The organism is Curtobacterium aurantiacum, assembly GCF_018598555.1.
Lineage (GTDB): Bacteria > Actinomycetota > Actinomycetes > Actinomycetales > Microbacteriaceae > Curtobacterium > Curtobacterium aurantiacum.
This window is the reverse complement of the sequence record NZ_JAHEWN010000009.1, coordinates 104191-117291: the sequence shown is the minus strand read 5'-3', so window position 1 is coordinate 117291 and position 13101 is coordinate 104191. Positions and strand designations below refer to the sequence as shown.

The window sequence follows — 13101 nt, the reverse complement described above, 5'->3', positions numbered from 1 at the left end:
CACCGCCCGGGCGCTGCGCGGGCCCGGCCCCCGGCGGTGCGGGGGCCCGGCCTGCACGACGCGGGGGCTGCGCGACCGGCGCGCGGGTCGGCTCAGCGCGGCGTCAGCGGGCCGCGCGCCAGCTTGTGCTGCGCCGACTGCGCCACCGGCCGGATCGTCACGAGGTCGAGGTTCACGTGCGCCGGCAGCTCCACCGCGTGCACGATCGCCTCGGCGACGTCGTCGGCCACCAGCGGCTCCGGCACGTCGTCGTACACCGCGGCCGCCTTCTGCTCGTCCCCGCGGAACCGGGTGAGCGCGAACTCGTCGGTCTTCACCATGCCCGGCGCGATCTCGACGACACGGATCGGCTCACCGTTCAGCTCGAGCCGGAGCGCGCCGACCAGGGCGTGCTCGGCGAACTTCGCGGCGTTGTACCCGCCGCCGTTCTCGTACGCCACGAAGCCGGCGGTGCTCGTCACGGTGACGATGTCCGCTCCCCCGGACTCGCGAGCCCGGTCGCGCAGGTGCGGCAGGAGCGCCGAGACGACCCGCTTCGTGCCGATCACGTTGACCTCGAACATGGCACGCCAGTCGTCCACGTCGGACTCCTCGACGCTCGCCGAACCGAACGCCCCACCGGCGTTGTTCACCAGCACGTCCGCGCCGCCGAGGCCCGCGACCCGGGCGGCGAGGGCCGCGACGTCGTCGGCGCTCGTGATGTCGGCGACCAGGGTGTCCGCCCCGGTCTCCGCGGCGAGCGCCTCGAGCTTCGCCGCGCGACGGGCCACGGCGAGGACGTCCCACCCCCGCGACCGGAACAGCCGGACGGTCGCCGCCCCGATGCCCGAGCTCGCTCCGGTGACGACTGCGCGCCGTGCTGCCATGTGATCTGCCTCCTGCGTCGGTGTCCGGGGCGACTGGTGGCCCGGTGCGTCCACCGTAGCGAGCGGCACGGTCGCGGCACCGCAGCGGGCCGTGCAGGTCACGATCCGGTAACGTGACCGGCGATGACGACGGATGCCGCCCCTCCCGCCCCCTCGGCCCCGGCGACGCAGCTCGAGCCCGGTCGAGCCCCGCGCCGGATCCCGATGTGGGACACCGCGCGGTTCGTCGCGGTCACGCTCGTGGTCATCGGCCACGCGATCCAGCGCCAGACGCCGGCGAGTGAGCACGCGCTGGCGCTCTACACGTTCATCTACGCGTTCCACATGCCGGCGTTCGGCGTGATCAGCGGCTACTTCTCGTCGGCGGACACCCCGACGGCCAGGCGGATGCGCCGGACGATCACGGACATCGTCGTGCCGTACATCATCATGCAGACGATCTGGACCGTGGTGCAGGGCATCGTCGAGGGCGGTAAGGACTTCAACCCGACGAAGCCGACCTGGACCCTGTGGTTCCTGCTGGCCCTGGGCATCTTCAAGCTGATCCTGCCGTACCTGGCGCAGCTGCGGTGGCCGCTGTTCTGGGCGGTCGTGTTCAGCATCGGCGTGGGCTACTTCGACAACGTCGACTCGACGCTCTCGCTGTCGAGGGCGATCAGCCTGCTGCCGTTCTTCCTGCTCGGCTGGCAGGTCAAGCAGTGGGGCGTCTTCGACCGCTGGTACGAGGCCTCCCGCCGCACGGTCGTCCGGGTCCGGATCGCCGCCGTCGTCGTGTTCGCCGCGTGGGCGGTGTCGTGCGCGGTGTGGATCCCGCAGTTCAAGGAGTTCGACCTGCACCACTGGTTCTTCTACGACGACTCCTACTCCGGGCTCGGCGAGGACGCCTGGTGGGCGGGTGCGGTGCGCTTCGGCCTGATGCTGCTCGCGAGCCTGCTGACGGCGTCGTTCCTGGTGCTCATCCCCCGTCGGAACATCTGGATCACGCAGTTCGGCGCCGCGACGATGTACGTGTACCTGCTCCACACGTTCGTCCTCTACCCGATCCGGGAGTCCGGCGTCCTGGCCGGCGAACACTCGGCCTGGCCGTTCGTGCTGCTCATGGTCGCGATCGCGTGCGTCGTCAGCCTGTTCCTGGCGCAGCCCTTCGTGCGGCGCGGGATGCGGTGGCTGCTCGAGCCGAAGGTCGACTGGCTGTTCCGCCGCGAGCGTGCGTAGCGGTGCCCCTTCGCACCGTGCGCGTTTCTCCTGCCGGTGCGAGCTTGCCCACTCCGTGCGGCGCGGCAGGGCCGCACCGCACAACCAACCTCGCACCGCCTGACGGCGACAGCACGGTGCGGACCTGCGTCGCACTGCTCGGCCTGGAGGCGCGGGGCGGGCCCGGCGGGTGCGTTACGTCCCGAGGCGGGTGCGGTGGTGCGGGCCCGGCCACCTGCGTACCGTGACACCCGACGCACAGCAGCGCCGAGCCTCCAGGCCGAGCGCAAGGCGACCCGACGACCAGCCGCACCGGACAGGAGCACCAAGATGACCGAGCACGACGCCGCGCAGTGGCAGTTCGAGACCACCCAGGTCCACGCCGGCGCGCAGCCGGACCCGACCACGGGCGCCCGAGCGACGCCGATCTACAAGACGACCTCGTACGTCTTCGCGAACTCGGACGAAGCGCGCGACGTGTTCGCGCTCGCCAAGCCGGGCAACATCTACTCGCGGATCACGAACCCGACGAACGACGTCGTCGAGCAGCGGATCGCCGCGCTCGAGGGCGGCTCCGGGGCCCTGCTCGTCGCGTCCGGCCAGGCGGCGGAGACGTACGCGGTGCTGAACATCGCCGGCGCGGGCGACCACATCGTGTCGTCGTCGTCGATCTACGGCGGCACGTACAACCTGTTCAAGTACACGCTGGCGAAGCTCGGCATCGAGACGACGTTCGTCGAGGACCAGGACGACCTCGAGGAGTGGCGCCGCGCGGTCCGCCCGAACACGAAGCTGTTCTTCGCCGAGACCATCGGCAACCCGAGGATCAACGTCCTCGACGTCACCGGCGTCAGCGACGTCGCGCACGAGTCCGGTGTCCCGCTGATCGTCGACAACACGATCGCGACGCCGTACCTCATCCGTCCGTTCGAGCACGGCGCCGACATCGTCGTGCACTCGGCCACGAAGTTCCTCGGCGGGCACGGCACGGTCATCGGCGGGCTCATCGTCGACGGCGGGACGTTCGCCTGGTCGGAGCACGCCGACCGGTTCCCCGAGTTCAGCACCCCGGACCCGTCGTACCACGGTGCGGTCTTCACCGAGGCCGTCGGCGACGCGCTCGCCTACATCGTCAAGGCCCGCGTGCAGCTGCTCCGTGACCTCGGAGCCTCGAACTCGGCGGACACCGCGTTCGCGTTGCTGCAGGGCATCGAGACCCTGTCGCTCCGCATCGAGCGGCACGTGTCCAACGCCCAGGAGATCGCGGAGTGGCTCGACCAGCACCCCGACGTCGCCACCGTCGCCTACGCCGGACTGCCGACGTCGCCCTGGTACGCCGCCGCGAACCGGTACGCGCCGAAGGGCGTCGGCGCGGTGCTGTCGTTCGAGCTCAAGGGCGGGGTGAGCGCGGGCAAGGCGTTCGTCGACAACCTGCGGCTGTTCTCGCACCTGGCGAACATCGGCGACGTCCGGTCGCTCGTCATCCACCCGGCGTCGACCACGCACTCGCAGCTCACCCCGGAGCAGCAGCTCACCACCGGGGTCACGCCCGGGCTGGTGCGCCTGTCGGTCGGCATCGAGAACATCGCGGACCTGAAGGCGGACCTCGAGGCCGGGCTCGCTGCGGCCCGAGCGGTCGCGCAGGAGAGCCAGCGCGCGTAGGGCCGGCGCGAGCCTGCCTGCCGACGCAGAACGACAGGGTCGACGTCGTGCGACATCGGCCCTGTCGTTCTGCGTCGGCCCCAACCGGCCCGCCCGACCCAACCCGCAGGCGCCGGGCGTGACGTAACACGGCGGCGGTGACCCGCGCCTCCCGGCAGACTGGACGCACGATGGACTGGCAGACGACCCCCGAGGACTCCGTGCCGTCCACCCTGGTGCCCGGCACCGAACTCGGCACCCTCGGCAAGCCCCCCGTGACCGGCGCATGGCGTCCGGGCGACCACCCGGGAGCACGCCACTTCGCGTCGCTCGGCGAGCAGTGGGTGCGCGGCGGCCGCCTGCCGGCCGTACGGGTGGCGTACGAGACGTGGGGCACGCTCAACGCCGCCCGTGACAACGCGGTGCTCGTCCTGCACGCGATGACCGGCGACTCGCACGTCACGGGCGCTCCCGGCCCCGGCCACCGCACCGCCGGCTGGTGGGGTGACGTGGTCGGACCTGGCCAGGCGATCGACACCGACCGGTGGTTCGTCGTCGCGCCGAACATGCTCGGCGGCTGTCAGGGCACCACCGGGCCGTCCTCGGTGTCGCCGACGGGCGTGGAGTGGGGCTCGCGGTTCCCCTTCGTCACGGTGCGCGACCAGGTCGAGGTGCAGGTGCAGCTCGCCGACCGGCTCGGCATCGAGACCTTCGCCGCGGTGGTCGGCGGATCGATGGGCGGCATGCACGCCCTCGAGTTCGCCGTCGCGCACCCGTCGCGCGTGCAGCGGCTGGCCGTCCTGGCCTCCACGGCGCAGACCACCGCCGACCAGATCGCGGCGAACTCGCTGCAGCGGGCGGCGATCCAGATGGACCCCGCCTTCGCGGGCGGCGACTACTACGAGGCCGATGCCGGCGAGGGACCGCACCGCGGCCTGTCGCTGGCCCGGCGGATGGCGCTCATGACGTACCGCGCGTCGGACGAGCTGAACAGCCGCTTTGCGCGGTCCTGGCAGAGCGACGTCTCCCCGCTCGGCGACGACGGGCGGTTCTCGGTGGAGAGCTACCTCGACTTCCACGGCAACAAGTTCACCCGGCGGTTCGACGCCTCGAGTTACGTGACCCTGACGTACGCGATGGACTCGCACGACGTCGGTGCCGGACGCGGCGGGGTGTCGGCAGCACTCGGGCTGGTGACCGCGCTGACCCTGGTGGTGGGGGTCTCGAGCGACCGGCTGTTCCCCGTCGAGGACCAGCACCGGATCGCCGCGGGCGTGCCGGACACCCTCGACGGGGACTCAGCCGCGGTGATCGCGAGCGAGTTCGGCCACGACGGGTTCCTCATCGAGCACGAGCAGGTCGGGGCGCACCTGCGGCGGTTGCTCGAGTCCTGAGCGGGAGCCCGCCAGCCACCGCGGCGCGCCGAAGGCCCCCCAACGGGTGGCGCGCGTGGAATGATGGCGTGGAGCCCGGCACTGACCGACGCTCGGTTTCCCGCACCACCCAGATCGTCACCAACCAGGACATCGATGGACTTCATCGCACAGGAACGCGACCGCTTGCTGCGGTCGGCGACCCGTGTCGTGGGCATCGTCTGCGCGCTCGTCAGCGTCGTGGGCATCCTCTCCTCCGCCGCCGTGACCACGCTGCCCCTCATCGGCGCACTCCTCTGCATCGCCGCGATGATCACCGCACTCGTGTGCTTCGCCCGCGGCGGCGAAGTGTGGTGGACCGCCGCCATCGTCGTCTCGGGGCTCGCCGCGATGGTGCTGCTCTTCACCGGCGTCGAGGACTCGGCCAGGCCGCTCGTCGCCAGCGCCGTCATGCCCCTGGCCGCCGGCGGGCTCTCGGCACCGCTGATGGCACAGCGCGGACACCCGGTCGGTCTCGGCATCACCATCGCCGGAGGCGGTGCCGTGGTGGTGCTCATGGTCTGGGGGTCGGGCTCGCTCCTGTCGACTCCCGTCAGCGGCGCACTGCTCGGGTGGATCCTGATGGCCGTCGTGGCGATCTGGATCTCCCGCAGCATCCCCCGCGTCGCCCGTCGCATCTACAGCATCGGCACCGCCCACCGCGCCGAACGGCAGGCCAGCGAGACCGAGGCGCAGCGGCGCCAGGGTGCCCGTCTGCTGCACGACACCGTGCTCGCGACCCTGACGCTGCTGGCGCACTCCGGCGTCGGCGTCTCCGAGCAGGCGATGCGGGAGCAAGCCGCCGAGGACGCCCGGCTGCTCCGGCACCTGCGCCTCGGTGCGACCCCGCAGCCCTCGCAGTCCGGCGACTACTCGCTCACCCGCGAAGAGGAATCGCCGCTCGGGCAGACCCTCGAGTCGGTCAAGCAGCGCTTCGGCCGGATGGGGCTCGAGGTCAGCTGGCACGGCACCGGACAGGTCCTGCTGCCGTCGAACGTGCTCGACGCGTTCCTGCTCGCGCTCGGCGAGTGCCTGGAGAACGTCCGTCGGCACGCCGGTGTCGGCGAGGCCCACGTCACGATCGTCCACGACAACGAGGTCGTCCGTGCGATGGTCACCGACTCCGGCGTCGGCTTCGACCTCACCACCGTCAGCGCCGAACGGCTCGGCTTCAAGGAGAGCGTCGTGAACCGCCTCCGCGAGGTCGGTGGCGACGCCAAGCTCTTCTCCGCGCCGGGCTCCGGCACCACCGTCGTCCTGGAGGCACCGCGATGACCCGGGTCCCCGAGGACACCATCGGCCGCAGTCTGCCCGGCGAGACCTCGCCACCAGCTCCCCGTACCCGTCGCGAAGCACGCGAGCGGTACCGGACGAGCGAGCGCCGGCAGGCCCGAGGACTCCCCTCGACGTCCACCGGTGCCCGCTCTCTGCGCCAAGCCGCCAAGCCCGGCGCCTCGCTCGGTGCCGGTTACCTCGGGCTCGGCGCCGCGGTCCTCACCGCCATCGAGGCCGCCGCCGGCATCGCCTTCTTCCTGGTGCGCTGGAACGAGTACTCCGATCCGTGGCTCCCCGCGCTCGCGTGGTTGCTCTACGTCGTCGCCGCCGTCGGTGTCGGTCTCAGTGTCCTGACCTACGGCGAGCGGCTGACGGGGCTGGCCTTCGCGTTGATCTGCGTCGTCCTCGCCTGCGTGGTCACGCTCGACTTCATCGGCATCTGGCCCGAGCACGACATCGCGCACACCGCCACGGCCTCGATGGCCGCGGGCTTCGCGTTGCTGCCGATCGCCACGCTCCGGCCCGCCCGCGAGGTCGCGGCCGCGATCGGCGTGCTCGGCATCGCCTTCATCGTGATGGCCGTGGCGTCGACACCCATCACGCACGAAACCATGCCCGGCATCGTGTCCCTGCTGTCGCTCGTCGTCGTACCGCCGGCGCTCGCCCTGTACGTCGTGCAGCGGTTCCGTCAGCTGGTGCAGCGCGAACTCGACCGGGTGCTCGTGCAGAGCAACGTGCAGGCACCGCAGTTCGCCGTCGGCATGCTCGCCTCGGACGAGCTCGCCCGGCTCGACCTGGCCGCCGAGAAGCTGCTCGACGCCGTCGCGAACGGCACCGACCCGCTGCCGCTGTCCGACGCCTCGAGCTCCGTCGCCGCGTCCCTCGCCACCGAGCTCCGCCTGCACCTGATCGAGGGCCGCCGCGAGACCTGGCTCTACCACGCCATCACCGAGTCCGACCACCTCGGCCGATCGGTCAGCGTCGCCGACCCGACCGCCCTCGCCGGACACCTCTCCCCCACCCAGCGCGACGGGTTGCTGCAGGCGATCTGGCAGATGGTCGGGGACGGGCGCACCGCGCAGCCCGGCATGCCCGTCGTCTCGGTCACCCTCGGCCCGATCGGCTCCGACGGCCACCCGGTCAGCGACGACACCATGGACGTCCCCGTCGTCATCGAGTCCCGTGGGGTGCCGCGGCGCAGCCTCGGCCCGACGGCCTGGAGCGCCCTGCAGCGCATCGGCCCGTACACCGAGACGGTCCGGGACGGCACGCTGCACATCGTGGCGCACTGCGTCGTGAACCGACATCCGTCGATGTAGCTGCCGGACACCCGCACGCCTGACCCGCTTCCGGCCCGGATCCTCCTAGGATCGGCCGAGCAATCCGCACCGAGAAAGGACGCCAGCATGGCGACTCCAGAGGAACCGATCCGACTCGCACTGGTCGACGACCACAGGATGCTCCTCGGCGCGCTCACGGAGTGGATCCGGAACGCGGCCGACGACATCACCCTGGTGGCCGCCGTCACGACCTGGCCCGAGCTCCTGACGAGCCCGGCGTTCCCGGTCGACGTGGTGCTGCTGGACCTGGACCTCAAGGACTCCATCCCGGTGTCGCTGAAGATCTCGACGCTCAAGACCGCGGGCGTCAAGACCGTCGTGATGAGCACGTACTCGGAGCCGAACGTCGTGCGCGAGGCCCTCGGCGCCGGGGCCCTCGGGTACCTCGTCAAGAGCGAGGACGCCGACATGATCGTCGAGGCGATCCGCTCCGCCCAGCGCGGCGAGCAGTACGTCTCGGCCGAGCTCGACCTCGCCATCAACAGCGGCGACGTCGGCGGCGTCCCGAAGCTCAGCGCCCAGGAGCGTCGCGTGATGGCCCTGTACGGCGGTGGCGAGCCCGTCAAGAGCGTCGCCTACCAGCTCGGCATCTCCGAGGAGACCGCGAAGAGCTACCTCAAGCGCATCCGCGAGAAGTACCGCGTCGCCGGCTTCGACGTCGGCACGAAGGTGGCGCTCCGGAAGCGTGCGATCACCGACGGCATCATCGTGCAGGACGGCAGCCCCCTGGGGCTGTAGCGCGCGTCGCGCTGCGCGTTGCGCTTCGTGAGCAGCAATGGTCGGGTCCCGTCACAGGACCCGACCATTGCTGCTCACCATGAGCGGTGGCCGCGCCGCGCGACGGACGGGAGGCCCGTGGCGGCGTCGCCACGGGCCTCCCGTCCGGTGGGCGCGTGCGCGCACCCCGCGCGTCAGGCCGTCGGGACCGGTGCGGTGATCGGACCGGTGGAGGGCGACGAGGAGCGGACCGCGGCACGACGGGTGCTCCGCCGCTCGACCGCGTAGCTGACCATCGTCACCAGGACGCCGAGCAGCGCGAGGCCGATGCCGAGCCAGCCCGGTGCGAGGAACCCGAAGCCGGCCGCGATGACCGCACCGCCGAGGGCCGCCCCGAGCGAGTTGCCGATGTTGAACGCGGAGTGGTTGAGCGCCGCCGCGATCGTGCGGGCATCGCCGGCGACGTCCATCAGACGCGACTGCACCGCGGGCGGGATCGCCGACGACGTCGCGCCGAGCAGGAACGCGCCGAGCAGCATCCCCCAGAGCCACTGGGCCGTCAGGACGGTGATGAGCAGTGCGCCGATGAGCGCGAACATCCCGACGTAGATCGTGCGCTTGACGCTGCGGTCGGCCAGGTGTCCGCCGAGCACCCCGCCGACGACCATGCCGATGCCGACGACGACGAGCACGATCGGCACGAACGACTCGGGCATTCCGGTGACGTGCTGCACGAGCGGCGAGATGTACGAGTACACCGCGAAGAACCCGCCGAACCCGACGGCGCCGAGGCCCATCACGATCCACACCTGCGGCACGCGGAACGCCCGGAGCTCACGGCCGATCGTGGCGTGCTCGTCGCGGGCGCTCTTCGGCACGAAGGCCGCGACGGCCACGAAGGTCAGGGCGAACAGGGCGGCGACCACGCCGTAGGCGACCCGCCAGCCGGCCATCTGTCCGACCCACGTGATCGCCGGGACACCGACGACGTTCGCGACCGACAGGCCGAGCAGCACCATCGCGATGCCCTTGCCCCGCTTGCCCGGGCCCATCATGTCGCCGGCGACGATCGAGGCGATGCCGAAGTACGCGCCGTGCGGCAGGCCCGCCACGAACCGGGCGACGAGCACCAGGCCGAACGAGGGCAGCAGGGCACTCGCGACCGTCGCGAGGACGAACCCGACGAGCAGGACGAGGATCAGGCCCTTGCGCGGGAACCGGGCGGACATCGCCGCGATGGTCGGTGCGCCGACGACGACCCCGAGGGCGTACGCACTGACGAGCCAGCCGGCGTGGGCGATCCCGGCGTCCGGGTCGATGCCGTACTGCTCGGGGAGCAGGGCCTGCGCGATGTTCGGCAGCAGCCCCATCGCGACGAACTCGGTCGAGCCGATGGCGAACCCGCCGAGGGCGAGCGAGATGAGCGCGAGGGTGCGACGCGCAGGCGTGAGCTGTGACATGGGGCCTGTTCTCGTGCGGGCGGAGCGGGACGACGGTGCAGCACCCCACCGGACGGGGCGGCCGTGATGTCCTGGTCCATCGAGTGTAGACCGCTCCAACGGACCGGCGGAATCGCACAGGGCCGAGTCGTCCACGGCACGCGGACCGGACCTACGCCACGCGGACGCAGGCGCCCAATGCTCGGGCGGCCAGCGCCCGGCGCTCAGGCGGCCAGCGCTCGGCGCTCAGGCGGCCAGCGTTCAGGCGGCCTGGCGCTCCGGAGTGCGCGTCCGCCCTGCGGAGTGCTCGGGCAGCTCGTCGCGGTGCACCCATCCGGTGCCGCACTCCGCGCAGCTCGCCCAGGCGTTGCCGCCCTGCTCGTCCGTGTCGATGACGACCGTTCGCAGGTCGCAGTCGGGGCACCAGCCGTCGTGCATCATCACGCGCTCCTCATCGTCGTCTCGGAGGCCACCCGGTGTGGCTCGATGCAGACCATGAGACACCCGACCACCGACATCCGAGGGACCGACCCGGCGTGTCGGAAGACGGTTCGGTGCAGGATGTCGACGTGCCCACCGTGACGACCGTCCTGGCCTCCTGCGCCGCCGGAGCGCCCGCGAACTGCGAGGACGTCACGGACCCGCTCGAGATCGTCATCGTCGTGGTGTTCGCGGTCGCCGGCCTCGTCCTGCTGACGGTCGCCGCGGTCCTCGGCACCGACCCCCGTCGCCGCCGGCGTCCCCGTCGGCGCCGCTGAGGGCTACTCGCCGAGCGCGGCCGCTGAGGGCTACTCGCCGAGCGCGGTCTCGAGCCGTTCGAGCTTGCCGTCGATCTCGCCGGTGTGCCCGGGTCGGATGTCGGCCTTGAGCACGAGCGACACCCGCGTGCCGTACTCGCCGACGGCCTCGGTGGCGCGCTTGACGACGTCCATGACCTCGTCCCACTCCCCCTCGACCTCGGTGAACATCGACGAGGTGCGGTTCGGCAGTCCGCTCTCGCGCACCACGCGGACGGCTGCCGCGACGGCGTCGTGCACGGACCCGTCGGACGTTGCAGCGGGACCACCGGACGGAGCGACGGAGAAGGCGACGATCATGCGTCCATCCTGCCCGGCTCGTGCTGGTCGCGCACGGAAGGCGACGAGCGCGCCGACACCCATCGGGACCCCGCAGACCGTCCCATCCGCACCAGCACGGCCACGCTCCACACCAGGATCGCCACCTCGAGCACGTTCCGCAGCGTGAGCACCACGAGGATCCACGGCTGCACGCCGAGCACCTGGTCGTAGTACCCCGGGTAGACCAGCTGCGTGAGCAGGGCCATCGGCAGCGCGAGCACCGCGATCGGCACGAACCGGCGCGCACTCGGGGTGCCGGCCGCGAGCCCCCACACGATCGGCACCGCGAACCAGCCGATGTACTGCGGCGAGCCCACCTTGTTCGTCGCGATGAGCGCCGCGACGAACAGGAGCGCGAGGACCGGTGCGAGCTCGGCCCGGCGGGCACCCCGGTGTGCGGCCCAGAGTGCGAGCACGACCCCGGCCACCACGACGACGGCCATCAGTGGCGTCGACACCGCGGCGGCGGCGGACGTGCCGGCACCGGACACCTCGAAGGTCAGGATCTCCTGGTTGTAGAACACCGCGGCTCCGTCGGCACCGAACGCCGCGGCCCACATGAACGGCGTCGCGAGCGGCGACTCGATCTGCAGCGCACGACCGGTCTGCTCACCGACGAACGACAGCAGGTACGGCGCACCGCCCCACAGCACGTCGACGAGCACGATGAGGGCGCTCAGCACCAGCGCTCCGGCGAGCACACCCCGGCGGTGTCCCCGACGCACCAGCAGCAGCACCGCGACGAGCGCCGCGGGCCACACCTTCGTCCACGCGCCGGCCGTGAAGAGCGCGGAGGCGACGGCCGGCCTCGAGGCCACGAACGTCACGCCCACCAGCGCGAACACCGTCGCGACGGTGTCGATCCGACCGAGCGCGATCGGTCCGAGCGCGAGCAGGAACAGCAGCCACCACCAGACGACCCGCACCCCGGACGACCCCACCCGCGCCCGGAACCGCCACAGGAACGCGCACGCCGCGGCGTCGAGCAGCACCATCAGCAGCAGCCAGCCGGTACCGATGGACTCGACTCCCCCGAGCGCCGCCGCGGCCATCGGCACGATCGCCAGGATCGGGTACACCCACGCGCCGTCGATGCCGACCCAGAAGTCGGCGGTCCGCCCGGTCTCGATCCACCGGCTGTAGGTGATGGTCACGTCACCGAGCGGCAGGTTCGCCGACACGAGGGTCAGCCACCACAGGAACCCGTGCACGGCGACGAACGCCAGGACGAAGCCGGCGAGTTCGAGCCACCGGTTCGAGGTCCTCTGCACCGGACGAGCGTAGCGGCCGGACCGGGGGGGCGATCGCTGCCACGATCTCAGGCTCTCCCGAGCATGACGTGTCACCGTTCAGCTCGTGACCACCGACACCCCGCGCACGCGCCGCAAGGCCGTCATCTGGATCTCCGTCATCGCCGCCGTCGTCGTCCTCGGCGTCGTCGGCGCGGTGGTCTTCACGAACGTCTACACGAGCACCGAGAACGCGAAGGCCTCCGCCGCGCCCTCGGTCGCCGCGACGCGCGAGGCCTCCACCCTCGACGCCACCGACCTGTCCGGCGAGTGGACGGTCGGCGGCGATTCCGAGGCCGGGTACCGCGTCCACGAGGTCCTGAACGGCTCCGACGTCACCGTCACCGGCCGCACCGACAGCGTCTCCGGCACCGCGACCGTCGACGGCACGAGCATCACCGCCGCGACGATCGCGGTGCAGGTCGCCGACATCACCACCGACTCCGACCAGCGCGACGCCTACTTCCGCGACTCCGCGATGGACGCGGCGGCCTTCCCCGAGACCACCTTCGAACTCACCGGACCGATCGCCGACGCGGTCCCGAGCGGTTCCGACACGACGACCGTGACGGCTCCGGGGAAGCTCACCCTGCACGGCGTCACGAAGGACGTCACCGCGAAGCTGCAGGTCGGCCTGAACGGCGACGGCGTCGACATCTCCGGTTCGGTCCCGGTCACCTTCTCGGACTACGCCGTGCAGGCACCGAACCTCGGGTTCGTCAAGGTCGACGACGCCGGTTCCGTCGAGTTCCTGGTGCACGCGACCCCCGCGAGCTGACGTCCGCGACGCGCGTCACGCCCGTGACGTGA

Annotated in this window: 13 protein-coding genes; 8 read left to right on the top strand and 5 right to left on the bottom strand. The window is 71.7% G+C overall.

What is annotated here, in order from left to right; all coding sequences use genetic code 11:
• Positions 1 to 92: 92 nt before the first annotated feature.
• Entirely contained in the window at positions 93 to 866 is a 774-nt protein-coding gene (locus KK087_RS09970) for an SDR family oxidoreductase (RefSeq protein ID WP_214545488.1), read from the bottom strand.
• A 123-nt stretch (positions 867 to 989) separates the two neighbouring features.
• Here KK087_RS09970 and KK087_RS09965 point away from each other — a divergent pair, with 123 nt between their 5' ends.
• The 6 genes from KK087_RS09965 to KK087_RS09940 all read left to right on the top strand — a co-directional run bounded on the left by KK087_RS09965 (position 990) and on the right by KK087_RS09940 (position 8466).
• Complete coding sequence (locus KK087_RS09965; protein ID WP_214528565.1) at positions 990 to 2081, top strand: acyltransferase family protein; 1092 nt, start codon at positions 990 to 992, stop codon at positions 2079 to 2081.
• A 309-nt stretch (positions 2082 to 2390) separates the two neighbouring features.
• Positions 2391 to 3722 (top strand): bifunctional o-acetylhomoserine/o-acetylserine sulfhydrylase, encoded by a 1332-nt coding sequence (locus tag KK087_RS09960; protein WP_214564996.1) that lies wholly within the window; start codon positions 2391 to 2393, stop codon positions 3720 to 3722.
• Between the two features lie 170 nt (positions 3723 to 3892).
• Positions 3893 to 5095 carry a homoserine O-acetyltransferase MetX gene (gene metX, locus KK087_RS09955; RefSeq protein WP_214564995.1) on the top strand — a complete coding sequence of 401 codons (1203 nt, stop codon included), beginning with the start codon at positions 3893 to 3895 and terminating at the stop codon, positions 5093 to 5095.
• 135 nt (positions 5096 to 5230) lie between these two features.
• Positions 5231 to 6388, top strand: coding sequence for a sensor histidine kinase (locus KK087_RS09950; protein WP_214564994.1), 1158 nt, complete (start codon positions 5231 to 5233; stop codon positions 6386 to 6388).
• A complete protein-coding gene (locus KK087_RS09945; protein WP_214528569.1) occupies positions 6385 to 7707 on the top strand; it encodes a hypothetical protein in 1323 nt (440 codons plus the stop codon). Before KK087_RS09950 ends, KK087_RS09945 begins: the two co-directional genes overlap by 4 nt.
• A gap of 87 nt (positions 7708 to 7794) precedes the next feature.
• The gene (locus tag KK087_RS09940) at positions 7795 to 8466 is read left to right on the top strand and encodes a response regulator transcription factor (RefSeq protein WP_017888182.1); all 672 of its coding nucleotides are present in this window, start codon (positions 7795 to 7797) and stop codon (positions 8464 to 8466) included.
• Between the two features lie 173 nt (positions 8467 to 8639).
• On the opposite strand, the gene KK087_RS09935 is transcribed toward KK087_RS09940, so the two are convergent.
• Positions 8640 to 9905, bottom strand: a complete 1266-nt coding sequence (locus KK087_RS09935; RefSeq protein ID WP_214528570.1) for an MFS transporter — start codon at positions 9903 to 9905, stop codon at positions 8640 to 8642.
• A gap of 240 nt (positions 9906 to 10145) precedes the next feature.
• Positions 10146 to 10325 carry a hypothetical protein gene (locus KK087_RS09930; RefSeq protein WP_214528571.1) on the bottom strand — a complete coding sequence of 60 codons (180 nt, stop codon included), beginning with the start codon at positions 10323 to 10325 and terminating at the stop codon, positions 10146 to 10148.
• A gap of 128 nt (positions 10326 to 10453) precedes the next feature.
• Between KK087_RS09930 and KK087_RS09925 the strand changes: the two genes are divergently transcribed.
• Positions 10454 to 10642, top strand: coding sequence for a hypothetical protein (locus tag KK087_RS09925; protein ID WP_214528572.1), 189 nt, complete (start codon positions 10454 to 10456; stop codon positions 10640 to 10642).
• Between the two features lie 30 nt (positions 10643 to 10672).
• Here KK087_RS09925 and KK087_RS09920 read toward each other — a convergent pair whose 3' ends face one another.
• Positions 10673 to 10981, bottom strand: coding sequence for a thiamine-binding protein (locus KK087_RS09920; protein WP_214564993.1), 309 nt, complete (start codon positions 10979 to 10981; stop codon positions 10673 to 10675).
• Positions 10978 to 12273, bottom strand: a complete 1296-nt coding sequence (locus KK087_RS09915) for a glycosyltransferase 87 family protein (protein WP_214564992.1) — start codon at positions 12271 to 12273, stop codon at positions 10978 to 10980. The genes KK087_RS09920 and KK087_RS09915 overlap by 4 nt, the downstream gene beginning before the upstream one ends.
• A gap of 85 nt (positions 12274 to 12358) precedes the next feature.
• Here KK087_RS09915 and KK087_RS17920 point away from each other — a divergent pair, with 85 nt between their 5' ends.
• On the top strand, positions 12359 to 13069 hold the full coding sequence (locus KK087_RS17920; RefSeq protein ID WP_214564991.1) for a YceI family protein: 711 nt from the start codon (positions 12359 to 12361) through the stop codon (positions 13067 to 13069).
• The last annotated feature ends 32 nt before the right edge of the window (positions 13070 to 13101 follow it).